Source organism: Streptomyces sp. NPDC094143 (assembly GCF_040303825.1).
Taxonomy (GTDB): domain Bacteria; phylum Actinomycetota; class Actinomycetes; order Streptomycetales; family Streptomycetaceae; genus Streptomyces.
In genome coordinates this window covers 97,728-115,246 of sequence record NZ_JBEOTZ010000016.1, presented here as the reverse complement: position 1 = coordinate 115,246, position 17,519 = coordinate 97,728, and the positions used below count along the sequence as shown (strand labels likewise).

16 protein-coding genes, 1 pseudogene and 1 riboswitch are annotated in these 17,519 nt (G+C 75.2%); of the genes and pseudogenes, 12 read left to right on the top strand and 5 right to left on the bottom strand.

The annotated features are described in order from the left end of the window. Window positions 1–1,077 (bottom strand): cation diffusion facilitator family transporter, encoded by a 1,077-nt coding sequence (locus ABTZ58_RS21430; RefSeq protein ID WP_351358836.1) that lies wholly within the window; start codon window positions 1,075–1,077, stop codon window positions 1–3. Window positions 1,078–1,139: 62 nt separating this feature from the next. Here ABTZ58_RS21430 and ABTZ58_RS21425 point away from each other — a divergent pair, with 62 nt between their 5' ends. Further along, window positions 1,140–1,499 carry an ArsR/SmtB family transcription factor gene (locus tag ABTZ58_RS21425; RefSeq protein ID WP_351358833.1) on the top strand — a complete coding sequence of 120 codons (360 nt, stop codon included), beginning with the start codon at window positions 1,140–1,142 and terminating at the stop codon, window positions 1,497–1,499. Between the two features lies 1 nt (window position 1,500). On the opposite strand, the pseudogene ABTZ58_RS21420 reads toward ABTZ58_RS21425, so the two are convergent. Then, window positions 1,501–2,682: pseudogene (locus tag ABTZ58_RS21420) on the bottom strand (4-hydroxybenzoate 3-monooxygenase); the annotation flags it as partial. Window positions 2,683–2,911: 229 nt separating this feature from the next. Then, window positions 2,912–3,322: a CoA-binding protein gene (locus tag ABTZ58_RS21415; protein WP_351358830.1), complete on the bottom strand. Its 411-nt coding sequence runs from the start codon at window positions 3,320–3,322 to the stop codon at window positions 2,912–2,914. 82 nt (window positions 3,323–3,404) lie between these two features. Continuing rightward, window positions 3,405–3,594, top strand: a riboswitch (cobalamin riboswitch). 70 nt (window positions 3,595–3,664) lie between these two features. Between ABTZ58_RS21415 and ABTZ58_RS21410 the strand changes: the two genes are divergently transcribed. From ABTZ58_RS21410 to ABTZ58_RS21375, 8 genes are all read left to right on the top strand, one after another. Continuing rightward, a complete protein-coding gene (locus ABTZ58_RS21410; RefSeq protein ID WP_351358827.1) occupies window positions 3,665–4,684 on the top strand; it encodes an ABC transporter substrate-binding protein in 1,020 nt (339 codons plus the stop codon). Beyond that, entirely contained in the window at window positions 4,681–5,733 is a 1,053-nt protein-coding gene (locus tag ABTZ58_RS21405) for a FecCD family ABC transporter permease (protein ID WP_502996111.1), read from the top strand. The genes ABTZ58_RS21410 and ABTZ58_RS21405 overlap by 4 nt, the downstream gene beginning before the upstream one ends. 437 nt (window positions 5,734–6,170) lie before the next feature. Beyond that, complete coding sequence (locus ABTZ58_RS21400; RefSeq protein WP_351358824.1) at window positions 6,171–6,971, top strand: ABC transporter ATP-binding protein; 801 nt, start codon at window positions 6,171–6,173, stop codon at window positions 6,969–6,971. Window positions 6,972–7,017: 46 nt separating this feature from the next. Then, the gene (locus tag ABTZ58_RS21395) at window positions 7,018–7,836 is read left to right on the top strand and encodes a hypothetical protein (RefSeq protein WP_351358821.1); all 819 of its coding nucleotides are present in this window, start codon (window positions 7,018–7,020) and stop codon (window positions 7,834–7,836) included. Continuing rightward, on the top strand, window positions 7,833–8,375 hold the full coding sequence (locus ABTZ58_RS21390) for a SixA phosphatase family protein (RefSeq protein WP_309093821.1): 543 nt from the start codon (window positions 7,833–7,835) through the stop codon (window positions 8,373–8,375). The genes ABTZ58_RS21395 and ABTZ58_RS21390 overlap by 4 nt, the downstream gene beginning before the upstream one ends. 27 nt (window positions 8,376–8,402) lie before the next feature. After that, a complete protein-coding gene (locus tag ABTZ58_RS21385) occupies window positions 8,403–9,029 on the top strand; it encodes a YigZ family protein (protein WP_351358818.1) in 627 nt (208 codons plus the stop codon). Between the two features lie 108 nt (window positions 9,030–9,137). Further along, window positions 9,138–10,301, top strand: a complete 1,164-nt coding sequence (locus ABTZ58_RS21380) for an exonuclease SbcCD subunit D (protein WP_351358815.1) — start codon at window positions 9,138–9,140, stop codon at window positions 10,299–10,301. Then, on the top strand, window positions 10,298–13,294 hold the full coding sequence (locus ABTZ58_RS21375; protein ID WP_351358812.1) for an AAA family ATPase: 2,997 nt from the start codon (window positions 10,298–10,300) through the stop codon (window positions 13,292–13,294). Before ABTZ58_RS21380 ends, ABTZ58_RS21375 begins: the two co-directional genes overlap by 4 nt. Before the next feature lie 2 nt (window positions 13,295–13,296). Here ABTZ58_RS21375 and ABTZ58_RS21370 read toward each other — a convergent pair whose 3' ends face one another. Beyond that, a complete protein-coding gene (locus ABTZ58_RS21370) occupies window positions 13,297–13,743 on the bottom strand; it encodes an Lrp/AsnC family transcriptional regulator (protein ID WP_309093817.1) in 447 nt (148 codons plus the stop codon). Window positions 13,744–13,837: 94 nt separating this feature from the next. Here ABTZ58_RS21370 and ABTZ58_RS21365 point away from each other — a divergent pair, with 94 nt between their 5' ends. From ABTZ58_RS21365 to ABTZ58_RS21355, 3 genes are all read left to right on the top strand, one after another. Then, a complete protein-coding gene (locus ABTZ58_RS21365) occupies window positions 13,838–14,311 on the top strand; it encodes a rhodanese-like domain-containing protein (RefSeq protein ID WP_351358808.1) in 474 nt (157 codons plus the stop codon). Between the two features lie 45 nt (window positions 14,312–14,356). Then, complete coding sequence (locus tag ABTZ58_RS21360; protein ID WP_351358805.1) at window positions 14,357–14,875, top strand: immunity 21 family protein; 519 nt, start codon at window positions 14,357–14,359, stop codon at window positions 14,873–14,875. A 97-nt stretch (window positions 14,876–14,972) separates the two neighbouring features. After that, window positions 14,973–15,806: an SDR family oxidoreductase gene (locus ABTZ58_RS21355; protein WP_351358802.1), complete on the top strand. Its 834-nt coding sequence runs from the start codon at window positions 14,973–14,975 to the stop codon at window positions 15,804–15,806. Here ABTZ58_RS21355 and ABTZ58_RS21350 read toward each other — a convergent pair whose 3' ends face one another. Beyond that, entirely contained in the window at window positions 15,807–17,498 is a 1,692-nt protein-coding gene (locus tag ABTZ58_RS21350) for a DUF885 domain-containing protein (RefSeq protein WP_351358799.1), read from the bottom strand. It lies immediately after the preceding gene. Window positions 17,499–17,519 lie beyond the last annotated feature (21 nt).

Below are 17,519 nucleotides of genomic sequence, written 5' to 3'. Positions count from 1 at the left end.
CTATGCCGCCGTGTGGTGCGCCAGCGGCAGATGGGGGTCGCTCTCGCCGGGGGCCGGTTCCGGGTCCGCGTGCACCAGGGCCGCGGTGAGGCGGGGCACCGCGTGCAGCAGCGCGTGCTCGGCGTCGACGGTGATCCGGTGGGCCTCGCGCACCGTCACGTCCCCGTCCACCACGACCGCCACCTCGGCGCGCAGCCGGTGGCCGATCCAGCGCAGCCGCAGCTCACCCACCCCGAGCACGCCGGGGACCTCGGCCAGTGCCCGCTCGGCCCGGTCGACCAGGGCGGGGTCGACGGCGTCCAGCACCCGCCGGAACACCTCCCGGGCCGCGTCCCGCAGGACCAGGGCGATCGCCGCCGTGATGGCCAGGCCGACGACCGGATCGGCCAGGTGCAGGCCCAGGGCCGAGCCGCCGGCGCCCAGCAGCACGGCCAGGGACGTGAACCCGTCCGTGCGGGCGTGCAGTCCGTCGGCGACCAGTGCCGCCGAACCGATCGAGCGGCCCACACGGATGCGGTACCGGGCCACCCACTCGTTGCCCGCGAAGCCCACCAGCGCGGCCACCGCCACCACCGGGACGTGCTCGACCGGGCGCGGGTCGAGGAGACGCTCGATCGCCGTCCAGCCGGCGAAGACCGCCGACGCGGCGATCGTCAGCACGATCACCAGGCCCGCCAGGTCCTCGGCCCGGCCGTAGCCGTAGGTGAAACGGCGTGTGGCCGCCCGCCGCCCCAGCACGAAGGCGATGCCGAGCGGCACGGCGGTCAGCGCGTCCGCGGTGTTGTGCACCGTGTCCCCGAGCAGTGCCACCGAACCGGAGGCGGCCACCACGAACGCCTGGGCCAGCGCCGTCGCGCCGAGCACCGCGAGCGAGACCCACAGCGCCCGCATCCCACGTGCCGAGGACTCCAGGGCGGAGTCGACCTTGTCGGCCGTCTCGTGGGAGTGCGGGGTGAGCAGGTGCGCCAGACGATGGCGCAGGCGGTGCCGACGGCCTCGCGAACGGCCGTGGTCGTATGCGTGTGCGTGGGGGTGTGCGTGTGCGTGGGGGTGGGAGTGCTCGTGCCGGTCGCTCACGGGGGTTCCCTTCCGGTGCGGGCGGGTGGACGCGCGCGCGTCCCTGGCGCCATTATGTGCGTATGAGCGCACGCATGCACCTGTCACCTGCGCACGATGCGCATCCGCGCAGTCCCGGCGAGGAGCAGTTCGCGCTCGCCGCCGAACTCCTCGCGCTGCTCGGTGACCGGACCCGGCTCGCCCTGCTGCACGCCCTGACCGGGGGAGAGGCCGACGTCACGACCCTCACCCAGGCCTGCGGGGCGGCCCGCCCCGCCGTCAGCCAGCACCTGGCCCGACTGCGCCTCGCGGGCCTGGTGGATACCCGGAAGGAAGGCCGCCGGGTCGTCTACTCACTCCGCGACGGCCACCTGCGCCGGCTCGTGGACGAGGCGCTGAACGTGGCCGACCACCGGATCGGCGACCACCCCCCGCACGACTGAGTCAGTACCGCGCGGCCGTCCCCAGATACTGCTCGGCGAAGGCGGCCGCCGCCGCGGGCGAGGTGAACAGGCGGCGCAGCCGGGCCAGCGTGGTGCCCGCGCGGAACGGATCGCCCGCCGCCGTGCCGTGGTACACCTCGGAAAGCCACTGCGAGAACTCCTGGTAGTCCCACACGCGCCCCAGACACGCCTGGGCGTAGCCGGCCAGGCCGCCGTCCTCGCCGCGGGCCAGCTGGTCCACGAGGGCGTCACCCAGCAGGAAGGCGTCGTGCAGGGCGAGGTTCATGCCCTTGGCGGCGATGGGGGCGACCAGGTGGGCCGCGTCACCGGCGAGGAAGAGCCGGCCGTGCACCATCGGCTCGACCACGTAGTCGTGCATGTCCAGCACACGCTTCTCGATCAGCCGTCCCTCCGCCGGCGGCGGCGCACCGGACGCCCCGAGCCGCTCCCGCAGCTCCGCCCAGACCCGCTCGTGCGGCCAGTTCTCCGGGTCGTCGCCCGGCGGGCACTGCAGGTAGTAGCGGGTCACCTCCGGGCTGCGCGGCATCTGGCCCGCGAACCCCCGGGCGTGACAGCCGAACAGCACGCAGTCCGCGGACGGCGGAGCCTCGGCGAGCAGCGCCAGCCAGCCGATGCCGTAGTCGTGCCGGGCGATGCGCACCCGCTCCGGCGGCAGGGACGCCCTGCTCACCCCGCGGGCCCCGTCGCACCCGGCGACGAACTCGGTCCGCACGACCTGCCGTTCACCCGTGTCTGGGCAGACGTAGGACACCGAGGGCCGGTCGGAGTCGAGGTCGTGGAGCCGTACGTCCCGGACGCCGAAGCGGATCCGGCCGCCGCGCACGTCGGCGTACTCGCGGACCAGGTCCGTCACCAGCAGCGGCTGCGGGTAGACGAAGTGATGGCTGCCCGTCAGCTCGCCGTAGGAGAAGCGGTAGCGCTCCCCGTCGAAGCGGAACTCGCACGCGGTGTGCAGCTCCGCCCGGTCCAGCAGGTTGCGGGCGAGGCCACGCTTCTCCAGGCCCCGTACGGCCCATTCCTCGATGACCCCGGCCCGGGGCCGCTGTTCGATGAACTCCCGGGTCTCGGTCTCCAGCACCAGGCAGTCCACCCCGGCGGCGCGCAGGATGTTGCCGACGGTCAGACCGGCGGGTCCGGCGCCCACGACGACGACCGGGAAGCGTTGCGGGGCGCCGGAGTTGACGGGCGGCGGGGGGGTAGGCCATGCCGCTCATTATGGAGCCGGTGTCAGCGCGCGGGCACCCGCGCGACGGCCGGACGGGGGGCACCGCTTCCCCGCCCGGCGACGGGGAGCCGTGACGGTCACCGGCCCGGGTTGCGGTCATCGCCCGAGCGGGGTCATCGTCCGTGTGCGGTCGCCATCCGAGACGCGGTCGCCATCCGAGACGCGGTCACCGCCCGAGTCGTGGGATCTCGATCGCCGGGCAGCGGTCCATCACCATCTCCAGGCCCGCGGCGCGGGTCCGCTCGTACGCCGCCTCGTCGACGACGCCCAGCTGGAACCAGACGCCCTTCGCGCCCTTGGCGACCGCCTCGTCCGCGACGGCTCCGGCCAGCTCGCTGTTGACGAAGACGTCCACGACGTCCACGCCGAAGGGGATGTCCGCCAGGCTCGCGTACCCCTGCTCGCCGTGCACCGTCTCGGCCTTCGGGTGTACCGGCACGACTCGCTTGCCGAAGCGCTGGAGCACGGCCGCGACGCCGTACGCCGCGCGCTGCCGGTTCGACGACAGGCCCACCACGGCCCAGGTGTCGCCGAGGTCGTTGAGAATCCTGCGGACCGTTGCCTCGTCGCCGTACACCGGCGGCCTCCTCGGAACGTCGTGGCTGAACTGCTGTCCGGGCAACGACGCGGGGCGCGCGGTGATTCCCCGGAAGCCGCCGTGATAGCTTGCCGAGGCCAGTCGAACCCATGTACGTGGGTCAGGGAATCCGGTGGAAATCCGGAACTGACGCGCAGCGGTGAGGGGGACGGGCGGGGCCTCGGCCACTGGACTCCTGCACGGACGTCCGGGAAGGCGCTCCGATCCGGGTGAACCCGAGTCCGAAGACCTGCTGGCGGCCCCCGCGGCCGGTGCGCGGCGGGGGAGCACCGTACGACCGGGCTCCGCGATCGGGCCCTCGACGACTGAGGACTGGTTCCCGTGCCCCTCGCCCCACCCGCCCGTGCCGCCGTGCTGCTCGCGGCCGGCTCCCTCCTCCTGACCGGCTGTGGCGACGCGAGGCCCGCCGACGCGAAGGCCGCCGCCGTCACCCTCGTCAACTGCGGCCACGAGGTACGCGTCCAGGCCCCGCCCCGGCACGCCGTCTCCCTCAACCAGGGCACCACGGAGATCCTGCTCTCCCTCGGCCTCGCCGACCGCCTCGCGGGCACCGCCACCTGGACCGACCCCGTGATGAAGGGGCTGGAGAAGGCCGACGCGACGGTGCCGCGCATCGCCGACGGCAACCCCTCCTTCGAACGGGTCCTGGACGCCGGCCCGGACTTCGTCACCGCCTCCTTCGTCTCCACCCTCGGCCAGGGCGGAGTCGCCACCCGCGAACAGTTCGAGAAGCTCGGCGTGCCCACGTACGTCTCCCCGGCCGACTGCGCCGGGGAGGACAACTCCGGCGGCGGCGACGGCGCTCGCACCAAGGCGCTCGGCATGGACGCCGTCTACGGCGAAGTGCGGGACCTCGCGGCGGTCTTCGGGGTGAAGGAGCGCGGTGACGCCCTGGTGGCCTCCCTCCGGCAGCGCATGGCCAAGGCCACCGCGGGCGTCGACGCCTCCGACGTCACCCTCCTGTACTGGTTCGCCAACTCCGAGTCGCCCTACATGGCGGGCTGCTGCGGTGCGCCCGGCATCATCACCCGCTCCCTCGGCGCGAAGAACGTCTTCGACGACACGCACGAGGAGTGGCCGCAGATCAACTGGGAGACGGTCGCCGACCGCGACCCCGACGTCCTCGTCATCGGCGATCTGACCCGCAAGTCGCAGACCGCCGAGTCGGCCGCGAAGAAGATCGCCTTCCTGGAGTCCAACCCGGCCACGAAGAACATGGACGCGGTCCGGCACAAGCGGTACGTGCTGCTCAGCGGGCAGGCCATGAACCCGACCATCCGCACGGTCGAGGGCGTGGAGCAGGTCGCCGCCGGGCTGCGCCGCTTCGGGCTGGTGAAGTGACCGCCAAGGGTCTCGCGGACGCCGGGGTCCGGCCCCACCGCCGGACCGGGCTCGCGCTGGGAGCAGCCGGGGTCGTCGCGCTCGCCGCCTCCCTCGCCGTCGCCATCACCATCGGCCCCGCCGACATCGGGGTCGGTGACGTGTGGTCCGTGGTGGCCGCCCATCTCGGCCTCGGCGACTCGGACCTGACGCCGATCCGGGCCGGCATCGTCTGGCAGCTGCGGCTGCCGCGCACCCTGCTCGCCGCCGTGTGCGGGGCCGGACTCGCCGTGTGCGGGGCGGTGATGCAGTCGCTGCTGCGCAACCCGCTCGCCGACCCCTTCGTGCTGGGGGTCTCCTCGGGCGCCTCCACCGGCGCGGTGCTCGTGGTCGTGCTCGGCGCGGGCGGCGGCGCCGTCTCCGTCTCCGCGGGCGCCTTCCTCGGGGCCCTGGTCTCCTTCGCGCTGGTCCTGCTGCTCAGCCACACCCTGGGCGGCACCACCGACCGGGTGGTCCTCGCCGGGGTCGCCGCCATGCAGCTGTTCTCGGCGCTCACGTCCTTCGTGGTGATGACCTCCGCCGACGCCGAGACGACCCGGGGTGTGCTGTTCTGGCTCCTCGGCTCCCTCGGCGGCGTCGGCTGGACCGACGTGTGGCTGTGCCTGGCCGTGCTGGCCGTGGCCCTGGTGGTGTGCCTCGCGTACGCCCGTACCCTCGACGCCTTCGCCTTCGGGCGGGACGCGGCGGCCGCGCTCGGGGTGTCCGTGGCCCGCACCCGCCTGGTGCTGCTGTGCGTCACGGCCCTGCTCACGGCGGCGCTGGTCAGCTCGGCCGGGGCGATCGGCTTCGTCGGGCTGGTCCTGCCGCACGCCGCCCGGGCACTGGCCGGGCCCGGGCACGCCCGGCTGCTGCCGGTCACGGCGCTGGCCGGTGCGGTGTTCCTGGTGTGGGTGGACACGCTGGCCCGGACCGTCCTTGATCCCCGGGAGGTGCCGGTGGGCGTCGTGACCTCCCTGATCGGGGTCCCGGCGTTCGTGGCCGTGCTGTACCGGACACGGAGGGCAGGGTGACGGGGGCGGAGCCATCGGCGGACAGCACCGGCCGCCGGGCCGGGCGGACCGGGGGCCGTGCCGGCGAGGCGCGGGGCGAGGGGGCTGAGCGGGCTGGGCTGCGTGCCGGCGAGGCGCGAGGCGAGAGGCCCGGGCGGGACGGCCGCCGTGCCGGCGAGGCACGGGGCGAGGGGGCTGAGCGGGCCGACCGCCGTGCCGGTGAGGCACGGGGCGAGGGGGCTGAGCGGGCCGGTCGCTATGCCGGCGAGGTGCGGGCCGGGCGGGTCGAGGGGCCTGGGCGGGTCGGCCGCCGTGCCGGTGGGGCACGGGGCGAGGGGGCTGAGCGGGCTGGGCTCCGTGCCGGCGAGGCGTCGGGCGAGGGGGTTGAGTGGCCCGGGCGACCGGCTGGCGAGGCGCGAGGTGAAGGGGCCGAGGGGCCCGGGCGGCCGGCCGGCGACGTGCGAGCCGAGTGGGGCGGGTGCCGGAGCGACGGGCTGCGGGCCGACGGGGTCGGGCGTCGGACCGACGGACGTCTCATCCTCGACGGCGTCGTCCTCGCGCCGGAGCCCGGCTCCACCGTCGGCGTCCTCGGCCCCAACGGCTCCGGCAAGTCCACGCTCCTGCGGCTGCTGGCCGGGCTGCTCACCCCGACCGCGGGGGTCGTCACCCTCGACGGCACGCCGCTGGGCGACCTGCCCCGCCGTACCGTCGCCCGCCGCCTCGCCGTCGTCGAGCAGCAGTCGGACAGCCAGGTCGAGCTGACGGTGGAGGACGTCGTACGCCTTGGCCGCATTCCGCACCGGCGGGCCTGGACACCCGCCTCGGCGGACGACGAGCGCGCCGTGCGGGCCGCCCTGGAGCGCACCGGCCTCGCCGACCGCGCCGGCCGGCGCTGGCACACCCTCTCGGGCGGCGAGCGCCAGCGCGTCCAGATCGCCCGCGCGCTCGCCCAGGAGCCCCGCGAACTCCTCCTGGACGAGCCCACCAACCACCTCGACATCCACCACCAGCTGGGCCTGCTCGCCCTGGTCGCGCGGTTGCCGGTCACCACCGTCGTCGCCCTGCACGACCTCAACCTCGCGGCGATGTACTGCGACCGGGTCGTCGTGCTGTGCGCGGGCCGGGTCGTGGCGGGCGGAACGCCGGCCGACGTCCTCACCGAGGAGCTGATCGCCGAGGTGTACGGGGTGCGGGCCGCCGTTCACTCGGACGGCCCCGAGGGGCGTCCCCACGTGCGGTTCCTGGGCACGCTGCACTGAGCGACGGCCCGGACGGGTCCGCCACGGTGACCGGAAAGCGGCGCGCATGACTGCGCGTCCGGGCCCACCCGCCTACGCTCGCCTCGTGCTGCGCATCATCGACGCCCGTACCGGCGAGCCGGCCGCCGCCGCCCCGGCCCGCCGTGGCCTGACGCGAGTCGAGGCACACGCGCCCGGCTCCGAACCGACGGACCTGCGGGTGCTGCTCGTCGCGGACCTGCTCGTGCGGGCCCTGGAGATCGGCGGCACACCCGTGTGGGCCATGCTGACCGGCGGCCACCGCCAGGCCGAGCTGCGGGCCCGGGCCACGGCCCTCGGCATCCGCCCCTTCGAGGACAGCCACGACGTCGGCGCGGGCCTGGGCGAGGCCCAGGTCGTCCACGTCGCGGCGGAGGGCGGCACGGCACCGGACGGGCTCCGGATCGCCGTCGCGCCGGTACGGCCCGACCCGCCCCGCCCCTCCGGCCCTCCCGGACCCTCCGGCCCTCCCGGCGCCGCCGACCCGGCCGACCCCGCCCACCCCGCCGACCCCGCCGTCCTGCGTCTCGCACTGTTCGCCCGGCACCACAGCGCCGGCGTCCGGCTGGACGAGGCCGCCCTGGAGGAGGCCCGCACCACCCTGGCCCGCTGGCGCACGGCGGTCGCCCGGTGGGCCCGCCGGCCGTCGCGGCCCGTCCCCGACGACGTGCGGGCGCGGCTGCGCGACGCCTGGGAGGACGACCTCGACGTGCCCGGGGTGCTGGAGGTCCTGCGCCGGGTGGAGAGCGACCCGGAACTGCCGGACGGCGCCCGCTTCGAGACCTACGCCCACGCCGACCGCCTCCTCGCCCTCGACCTCACCCGCGACCTGGGAACCTCCTCATGATCGAACGTGCCGGCACCGGTCCGCTGCGCCGCCTGGTCGTGCTGCGGCACGCCAAGTCCGCCTGGCCCGTGGACGTCGCCGACCACGAACGCCCGCTGGCCCCCCGCGGCCGCCGCGACGCCCCCGCCGCCGGGCGGGCCCTGGCCGAGGCCGACTGCCTGCCCGACCTCGCCCTGTGCTCCACCGCCGTACGCGCCCGCCGCACCTGGGAGCTGGCCGCCGCCGAGTGGGGCACGCCCCCGCCGGTCCGCCACGACCGGCGCCTGTACGCCGCAGGGCCCGCCGGTCTGCTGACCGTCGTGCGGGAGGTGCCCGCCGAGGTGGAGACGCTGCTGCTGATCGGCCACAACCCGGGCCTCGAGGAACTGGTCCTCGCCCTGGCGCGCGACGGCCTCGACGACACCCTGGAACGGGTCCGCACCAAGTTCCCCACCTCGGCGATCGCCGTCCTGTCCTGGCGCGGCACGACCTGGCGGGACCTCGGCCCCGGCACGGCGCTGCTGACGTCCCTGACCGTGCCCCGGGGCGCGAGGAAGTAGCCCCGGGCCCGCGCATAGGCTGGCCCGATGCAGGACGAATACCGCACGGTCGCCCGCGCGGGCGTTCACGAGACCGAGGTCAACCGCTCCCGCTTCCTGTGCGCCCTCGCACCGGCGGCCACCGAGCAGGAGGCCCAGGCGTTCATCGCCGCGGTCCGCAAGGAGCACGCCGACGCCAGCCACAACTGCTGGGCCTACGTCATCGGCGCCGACGCCTCCGTGCAGAAGGCGAGCGACGACGGCGAACCCGGCGGCACCGCCGGCGTCCCCATGCTCCAGATGCTGCTGCGCCGCGACATGCGGTACGTCGTCGCCGTCGTCACCCGCTACTACGGCGGGGTCAAGCTCGGCGCGGGCGGTCTCATCCGCGCGTACGGCGGGGCGGTCGGCGAGGCCCTGGACGCCCTCGGCACGCGCACCCGCCGCAGGTTCCGCCTCGCCACGGTCACCGTCGACCACCAGCGGGCCGGGAAGCTGGAGAACGACCTGCGCGCCACCGGACGCGAGGTCCGGGACGTGAGCTACGGCGAGGCGGTCACCATCGAGATCGCCCTCCCGGACGCGGACGTCGCGCCCTTCCGGGCCTGGCTCGCCGACGTGACCTCCGGCACGGCCGGCTTCGAGCCGGGCGGCGAGGCGTACGGGGACGCCTGACGTTACGCATCGAAGCGGTCATAACGGTCGCTTTCGTGGCGGGAGATGACGGTCGATACGGGAGTAACCACCCGTGCTGTCAGACCCGGCGGTTAGTCTCGGGGGATCATGAGACTGCTGCACACTTCCGACTGGCACCTCGGCCGGGCGTTCCACCGGGTCAACATGCTCGGGGCCCAGGCCGAGTTCATCGCCCACCTCGTCACGACCGTGCGGGAGCGGGCCGTGGACGCGGTGCTGGTGTCGGGAGACGTGTACGACCGGGCGGTGCCGCCGCTCGCCGCGGTCGAGCTGTTCGACGACGCCCTGCACCGTCTCGCGGATCTCGGCGTGCCCACGGTGATGATCTCCGGCAACCACGACTCGGCCCGCCGGCTGGGCGTCGGCGCGGGCCTGATCGGGCGGGCCGGTATCCATCTGCGGACCGAGCCGTCGGCGGCCGGCACCCCGGTGGTGCTGTCCGACGCCCACGGCGACGTCGCCTTCTACGGACTGCCCTACCTCGAACCGGCCCTGGTGAAGGACGAGTTCGGGGTGGAGAAGACCGGCCACGAGGCCGTGCTCGCCGCCGCCATGGACCGGGTCCGCGCCGACCTCGCCGGCCGTGCGCCCGGCACGCGCTCCGTCGTCCTCGCGCACGCCTTCGTCACCGGCGGCGAGCCCAGTGACAGCGAGCGGGACATCACCGTCGGCGGCGTCGCAGCGGTGCCCGCCGGCGTGTTCGACGGCGTCGACTACGTGGCGCTCGGGCACCTGCACGGCTGCCAGACCCTCACCGACCGCGTCCGCTACTCCGGCTCCCCGCTGCCCTACTCCTTCTCGGAGGCGGCCCACCGCAAGAGCATGTGGCTCGTCGACCTCGCCGCCGACGGCTCCGTCACCGCCGAACGCGTCGACTGCCCGGTGCCGCGCCCCCTGGCCCGGATCCGGGGTCCCCTGGAGGAGCTGCTCGCCGACCCGGAGCTGGCCCGGCACGAGGAGGCCTGGGTCGAGGCGACGCTCACCGACCCGGTCCGCCCGGCGGACCCGATGGCCCGGCTGGCCGCGCGCTTCCCGCACACCCTCAGCCTCGTCTTCGAACCCGACCGGGCCGAGGAGGACCCGGAGGTGTCCTACGCCCGCCGCCTGGCCGGCCGCAGCGACCAGCAGATCGCCGAGGACTTCGTCGCCCATGTGCGCGGCGCCGGACCCGACGCCCACGAGCAGGGGGTGCTGCGCGACGCCTTCGACGCGGTGCGCGCCGACGAGGCCGTACGGGAGGTGGCCCGGTGAGGCTCCACCGGCTCACGATCACCGCCTTCGGGCCCTTCGGAGGCACTCAGGCCGTCGACTTCGACGAGCTGTCGGCGGCCGGGCTGTTCCTGCTGCACGGACCGACCGGCGCGGGCAAGACATCCGTCCTGGACGCGGTGTGCTACGCCCTCTACGGCTCGGTCCCGGGCGCCCGGCAGGGCGGCGGGCAGGGCACCACCCTGCGCAGCGACCACGCCGCCCCCGCCACCCGCACCGAGGTCACGCTCCGACTCACCGTCGCCGGACGCCGCCTGGAGGTCACCCGCCAGCCGCCCTGGGAACGCCCCAAGAAGCGTGGCACGGGCACGACGGTGGACAAGGCCCAGACGTGGCTGCGCGAGTACGACGCCACGGCCGGGGCGTGGAAGGACCTCAGCCGCTCCCACCAGGAGATCGGCGAGGAGATCACCCAGCTGCTCGGCATGAGCCGGGAGCAGTTCTGCCAGGTCGTGCTGTTGCCGCAGGGGGACTTCGCGCGGTTCCTGCGCGCCGACGCCGAGGCCCGCGGCAAGCTCCTCGGCCGCCTCTTCGACACCCGCCGCTTCGCCGACGTGGAGAAGCGCCTCGCCGAACGCCGCCGGGCCACCGAGACCCGGGTCCGGGAGGGCGACGCCGCGCTGCTCGCCGACGCCCACCGCATGCAGCAGGCCGCCGGCGACGCCATGGAGCTGCCGGAACTGGCCCCCGGCGAACCCGGGCTCGCCGAGGCCGTGCTGAGCGCCGCCGCCGTCGCCCGCAGCACCGCCCGGGAGCAGCTCACCGTCGCCGCGTGCCGGCTCGCCGCCGCCGAGTCCGCGCAGGCCGCCACCGGCCGTGCCCTGGACGACGTACGCGAACTCGCCCGGCTGCAGCGGCGGTTCGCCGACGCGCGGGAGAAGGCGGCGCTCCTGGAGCAGGGCGCCGAGGCGTACCGCCGGGCGCAGGCGCTGATGGAGCGGGCCCGCAAGGCCGAGGCGGTCGCGCCCGCCCTGGAGCTGCGGGAGTCCGCCGAGGCCGAACACCGCAGGGCGGCCGACGCCGAGGCACGCGCGCGTGCGCTGCTGCCCGAGCGTTTCGCCGGCGAGGGCGCGGCCGGACTCGCCGCCGCCGCCCGTCGCGCCGCCGAGGAACTGGGCGGACTGGACTCCGCCCGCCGCGCCGAGCGGCGCCTGGCCGAACTCCTCGACGAACGCACCGGCCTGGACCGCCAGGAGCGCGCCGACGCCGACCTCCTGCACGAGGCGGAGGCCTGGCTCGACGGCTGGGAGGAGACCCGCGCCGCCCTGCAGGAGCAGGTCGACTCCGCGCAGCGGGCCGCGTCCCGCGCCGAACAGCTCGCCGTCCGGCGCGAACCCGCCCGGCAGCGCCTGAGGGCGGCCCGGCTGCGCGACCAGCTCGCCGAGGACACCGACCGGGCCGTCGAGCAGGTCCGCTCCGTGCGGCAGGAGGCGCTGCGCGCCCAGCAGCACTGGCTCGAACTCAAGGAACAGCGCCTCACCGGCATCGCCGCCGAACTGGCCGCGCAGCTCACCGACGGCGCGCCCTGCGCCGTCTGCGGCGCCACCGAGCACCCCGCCCCCGCCCGCAAGGTCGCCGGGCACGTCGACCGCGAGGCGGAGGAACAGGCCCTCGCCGCCTACCGGCGCGCCGACGCGCAGCGCGCCGACCAGGAACAGCGCCTCGCCGCCGTACGTGAGGCGCTGGCCGCCGCCTCCGCCGAGGCCGGTGACACGCCCACCGCGCACCTGGCCGCCGAGGTGGAGGAGCTGGAGAGGGAGTACGCGCACGCCCGGAGCGCCGCCGCCGAGCTGCACTCCGCGCAGGAGCGGCTGCGGCAGGCCGGGCAGGAGTACGAACGACGTGTCGCCGCCCGGCAGGAAGCCGCCGTGCGGGCCGCGGCCCGGGTCGGTCACCGGGAGCGGCTCGACCGCGAACGGGCCGCGCTGCAACAGGAGCTGGACCTCGCGCGGGGCGAGCTGGACAGCGTCGCGGCACGGGCCGCGCAGCTGCAGCGGCGTACCGCGCTGCTCACGGACGCCGCCGACGCCGCCCGGGTCGCCGAGGACACCGCCCAGCGGCTCAAGGACGCCGACGCGCGGCTCGCCGACGCCGCCTTCCGCGCCGGCTTCGAGACCCCGCAGGCGGCGGCTGACGCGCTGCTCGACCCCGCCGCCCACCGGGAGCTGCAGCACCGGCTCGACGCCTGGCAGACCGAGGAGGCCGCCGTACGGGCCGTGCTCGCCGAGGCCGACACGGCCGCGGCGGCCCAGGAGCCCCGGGCGGACGTCGAGTCGGCGCAACGGGCCGCCGACCTCGCCGCCCGGCGGGTGCGCGATGCCGCCTCCGCGCACGACGCGGCGGGCCGGCGCTGTGCCGAACTCGACCGGCTCTCCGCCCGGGCGGCCGAAGCCGTGCGCCGGCTGGGGCCGCTGCGCGAGGAGCACGACCGGGTCGCCCGCATGGCCGGGCTCACCGCCGGCACGTCCGCCGACAACGAACGCCGGATGCGCCTGGAGTCGTACGTCCTCGCGGCCCGGCTGGAACAGGTCGCCGCCGCGGCGACCGTGCGGCTGCGGCGCATGTCGTCCGGCCGCTACACCCTCGTCCACTCCGACGACCGCACCGGGCGCGGCCGCAGCGGGCTCGGGCTGCACGTCGTCGACGCCTGGACGGGCCGCGAGCGCGACACGGCGACGCTGTCGGGCGGCGAGACGTTCTTCGCCTCCCTCGCGCTCGCCCTCGGCCTCGCCGACGTGGTCACGGACGAGGCGGGCGGGGTGCGGCTGGACACCCTCTTCATCGACGAGGGCTTCGGCAGTCTCGACGACCAGACCCTCGACGAGGTCCTCGACGTCCTCGACTCGCTGCGCGAACGCGACCGCAGCGTCGGCATCGTCAGCCACGTGCCCGACCTGCGGCGGCGGATCCACGCCCAGCTGGAGGTCGTCAAGGGCCGCTCCGGTTCGGTGCTGCGGCAGCGCGGCACGGGCTGAGCTCAGCGGCCCAGGGGGCGCCGGGGGAGGGGCGAGGAGTACACGACGCTCGTCGTCACCGAGCCCAGGGCGCCGATCTTCCCGGACACCTCCTCCAGGTGGCGCATCGAGCGGGCCGTCACCTTGATGACGAAGCAGTCGTCGCCGGTGACGTGGTGCGCCTCCAGGATCTCCGGCGTGACGGCGACGAGGTCGTGGAAGGGCTTGTAGTTGCCGTTGGGGTAGCGCAGCCGCACGAACGCCAGGATCGGCAGCCCGAGCCGCTCCGGGTCGACCACCGCCGCGTACCCCTGGATGACCCCGGCCTCCTCCATGCGCCGCACGCGTTCGGTGACCGCGCTCGCGGACATGGAGACGGCACGGGCCAGTTCGGCGAAACTGGCGCGGCCCTCGCGCTGGAGGACGTCGAGGATGCGCCAGTCGGTGGCGTCCGGGGAATACGCGGTCATGGCCGAGGGATAGCAGGGAAATCCCCGGCGGATCAAGCCGAACGCAGCGGATCGCCGCTTCAGGGAGCGGTTCGGCGGCCGTAGCTTTCTGGTCATGACCACCACCGTGAACCCCGTCCTGCGAGTCGCCCCCGCCGCGCCGGCCGAGACCGCAGCCCATTTCCGCGCCTCCCTCGCCTTCCACACCGACGTGTCCGACGTCGCCGCCGCGCTCGCGTCCGGCGGCGATCCCGGCTTCGTCCTCGTCGACTCCCGCTCGATCGAGGCCTGGGACCGGGGCCGCCTCCCCGGCGCCCTCCACCTGCCGACCGCGCTCGTGGCCGAGCGGGCCGGACAGCTCCTGGACCCGGCGGTGCCGGTCGTGACGTACTGCTGGGGCCCGGGCTGCAACGGGGCCGCGCGGGCGGCCCTGGCCCTCGCCGAACTCGGCTACCGGGTCAAGGAGATGCTCGGTGGCTTCGAGTACTGGGTGCGTGAGGGCTTCACGTTCGAGACCCGGCAGGGCGGTGAGCGCCGGGACGCCGACCCGCTGACGGCGCCCGTGGACGGCGGGGACTGCGGCTGCTGAACCCCCTTGATCACACCGCGACTTGACCCTGTAGGTTCGTGCGCCATGGTGCGATACGCGGAACCGGGCGTCGTGGAGTGGGTGGAGTCGGGCGGCGGGCCGCTGATAGCGGTGCCCGAGACCGTCCTGCCGTTCTGGGCGGGCGCCGACGGCGAGGAGACGGCGTCGGACTACGACCGGGCCTGCGAGGTGGACGCAAGCGTCGGACTGCTGCCGGTGGGCGACTGCACCGCCCTCGTCCTGGGCGACGAGCCCGCCTCCACCGCGTACCTGCCCGACGAGGGCGCCTTCGTCCGGTGGCGGGCCGGCAACTCCGAGGCGGAACTGCTGGCCGGCGTCCCGTCGGCGATCGCCACCGCGGAGTGGGAGCCGGAGGTGCTCTGGAACGTGCCCGGCTCCGTCCTGCTGTTCGACGCGGCCTGGCCCGGCACGGGCCCCACGGACATCGACCAGGTCCGCGTCCCCCTGGAGCCGGGCCGCTACGCCGTCCGCGCGGCACGGGTCCAGCCCGGTCCGGAGACCTGGCTGGACCTGATCCAGCTCCGCCTGCTGGCGCCGCGCTAGCCGGCCCTCAGGACCGGGGCCGTACTGGTGTGCCGCTCCGCCGTGTGGCCGCGACCGGCCGCGGAAGCTCCGCCTCACGAGTTCTCGAGGATCATCCATGCCACGTTTTCCCCACCCCACCCGGGACGAACTGCGCCGCGACCCCCTGCCCCTGCGCGGGCGGACCGCGCTGGTCACCGGCGCCAGCCGCCGCGGCGGCATCGGGCACGCCGTCGCCCGCCGCCTCGCCGCCTACGGGGCGAGTGTCTACCTCCACCACCACGTGCCGCACGACGCGGCCCAGCCCTGGGGCGCCGACCGTCCCGAGGACGTCCTCGCCTCGGTGCGCGAGGCGCTCGGCGACCCGGCCGCCCGGATCCTCGCGGGCCCGGGCGACCTGGCCGACCCGGCCGCGCCCGCCGAACTCGTCGCCCGTGCCGCCGACGCGCTCGGCGGACGCCTCGACATCCTCGTCGCCAACCACGCGCAGAGCGGCTTCGACGGCACCCTCGACGAGATCGACGCCACGATGCTCGACCGGCACTGGGCGGTCGACACCCGGTCCGTGCTGCTGCTGGTCCAGGCGCACGCCCGGCTGCGGCCCGCCGGCCCCGGAGGGCGCGTCGTGATGATGACCTCTGGCCAGGACATCGCGGGTGGCATGCACGGCGAGATCGCCTACGCCCTCCAGAAGGGCGCCCTGGCCTCCATCACCCGCTCCCTGTCGTCCGCGCTCGCCGGGCAGGGGATCACGGTCAACACCGTCAACCCCGGCCCGGTCGACACGGACTACCTGACCGGCGCGGACTACGAGGCCGTCGCCGCTCGCTTCCCCTCCGGCCGGTGGGGGATGCCCGACGATCCGGCCCGCCTCATCGCCTGGCTCGCGACCGACGAGGCGGGCTGGATCACCGGCGAGGTCATCAACTCCGAGGGCGGCTTCCGACGCTGATCACAGGGCGGACAGCTCGTCCACCAGGTCGTCCAGCCCCAGTGAGCCCTGGGACAGCGCCGCCATGTGCCAGGCCTTCGGGTCGAAGGCGTCGCCGTGGCGCCTGCGGGCGTTCTCGCGGCCCAGGAGCCAGGCCCGCTCGCCGAGCTTGTAGCCGATGGCCTGCCCCGGCATGGACAGGTAGCGGGTCAGCTCGCTCTCCACGAAGTCGGCGGGCCGGCTGCTGTGCGCGCCGAAGAACTCCTGCGCCAGCTCCGGCGTCCAGCGCTCGCCGGGGTGGAAGGGCGAGTCGTCCGGGATCGTCAGCTCCAGGTGCATGCCGATGTCGATGATCACGCGCACGGCCCGCATCATCTGCGCGTCCAGGTAGCCGAGCCGGCGCTCCGCGTCGGTCAGGAAGCCCAACTCGTCCATCAGCCGCTCCGCGTACAGGGCCCAGCCCTCGGCGTTGGCGCTCACCATGCCGACGCTCGCCTGGTAACGGGAGAGGTCCTGCGCCACGTGCTTCCACTGGGCCAGCTGCAGGTGGTGGCCGGGCACACCCTCGTGGTACCAGGTCGACACCAGGTCGTAGACCGGGAAGCGGTCCTTGCCCATGGTCGGCAGCCAGGTGCAGCCCGGGCGGGAGAAGTCGTCCGACGGCGGCGTGTAGTACGGGGCCGCGGCGCTGCCCGGTGGCGCGATGCGCGACTCGACCCGGCGCACCCGCTCGGCCAGGTCGAAGTGGGTGCCGTCGAGCGCGTCCATCGCCTCGTCCATCAGGCCCTGCAGCCAGTCGCGCACCTCGTCGACGCCCTCGATGTGCGTGCCGTGCTCGTCGAGATGGGCCAGCGCCACCCACGGCGTGGCCGCACCCGGCAGGATCTTCTCCGCCTCGGCCCTCATCTCGCCGAGGAGGCGGTGGTACTCGGACCAGCCGTAGGCGTACGCCTCGTCCAGGTCGAGGTCGGTGCCGTTGAAGTAGCGGACCCAGCGCGCGTACCGCTCCCGGCCCACCACGTCCGGCGCGCCCTCGATCGCCGGTGCGTACACGTCCCGCATCCAGTCGCGCAGCGCCACCACGGCTTCCGTGGCCGTCCGGGCCGCCGTGTCCAGCTCCGTGCGCAGCGCCTCGGGGCCGGCGGCCGCGTACTGCTCGAACCAGCCCCGGCCCCGGCCGTCCGCGTCGGCCCACTCGCCGAGCTGCGCCACGAACGTGGCCGTGGCGCGGGGCCCGGCGTACAGCTTGCGCTCCAGGCCGAGCGCCAGGGACTCCCGGTAGCCCTCCAGCGCCGCCGGGACCCCGCGCAGCCGCTCGGCGATCGCCGCCCAGTCCTGCTCGGTCTGCGCCGGGGTCACGGTGAACACCTGGCGCACCGCGTGCGCGATCGAGCTGAGGTTGCTGACGGAGCGCAGGCTCTCGTCGGCCTCGTGCACAGCGAGTTCGGCGGTGAGCCGCTCGCGCAGCAGCCGGGCGCAGCGGCGCTCGATGTCGCTGTCCGCGCCGGGCCGCCGCTCGGCCTCGTCCAGCCGGGCCAGCGTCCGGCGCGCCAGCTCCGCGAGCGCCTCCTGGCCCGCGGGGGAGGTGTCGGGCAGCCTGCTGGAACTCTCGGAGACGCCGAGGAACGTGCCGGTGATCGGGTCGAGGGCGACGAGTTCGTCGACGTACGCGTCGGCGACCTCACGGGGCAGCGGGCTCTTGATCTCTGACATGCGGCCATCCTCGTACGACGG

Bases quoted from the DNA above. Each gene is read 5' to 3' on its own strand.
- ABTZ58_RS21425 (WP_351358833.1), top strand. From the start codon at position 1,140: ATGAGCGCACGCATGCACCTGTCACCTGCGCACGATGCGCATCCGCGC.
- ABTZ58_RS21395 (WP_351358821.1), top strand. From the start codon at position 7,018: ATGACTGCGCGTCCGGGCCCACCCGCCTACGCTCGCCTCGTGCTGCGC.
- ABTZ58_RS21390 (WP_309093821.1), top strand. From the start codon at position 7,833: ATGATCGAACGTGCCGGCACCGGTCCGCTGCGCCGCCTGGTCGTGCTG.
- ABTZ58_RS21385 (WP_351358818.1), top strand. From the start codon at position 8,403: ATGCAGGACGAATACCGCACGGTCGCCCGCGCGGGCGTTCACGAGACC.
- ABTZ58_RS21380 (WP_351358815.1), top strand. From the start codon at position 9,138: ATGAGACTGCTGCACACTTCCGACTGGCACCTCGGCCGGGCGTTCCAC.
- ABTZ58_RS21370 (WP_309093817.1), bottom strand. From the start codon at position 13,743: ATGACCGCGTATTCCCCGGACGCCACCGACTGGCGCATCCTCGACGTC.
- ABTZ58_RS21365 (WP_351358808.1), top strand. From the start codon at position 13,838: ATGACCACCACCGTGAACCCCGTCCTGCGAGTCGCCCCCGCCGCGCCG.
- ABTZ58_RS21360 (WP_351358805.1), top strand. From the start codon at position 14,357: ATGGTGCGATACGCGGAACCGGGCGTCGTGGAGTGGGTGGAGTCGGGC.
- ABTZ58_RS21355 (WP_351358802.1), top strand. From the start codon at position 14,973: ATGCCACGTTTTCCCCACCCCACCCGGGACGAACTGCGCCGCGACCCC.
- ABTZ58_RS21350 (WP_351358799.1), bottom strand. From the start codon at position 17,498: ATGTCAGAGATCAAGAGCCCGCTGCCCCGTGAGGTCGCCGACGCGTAC.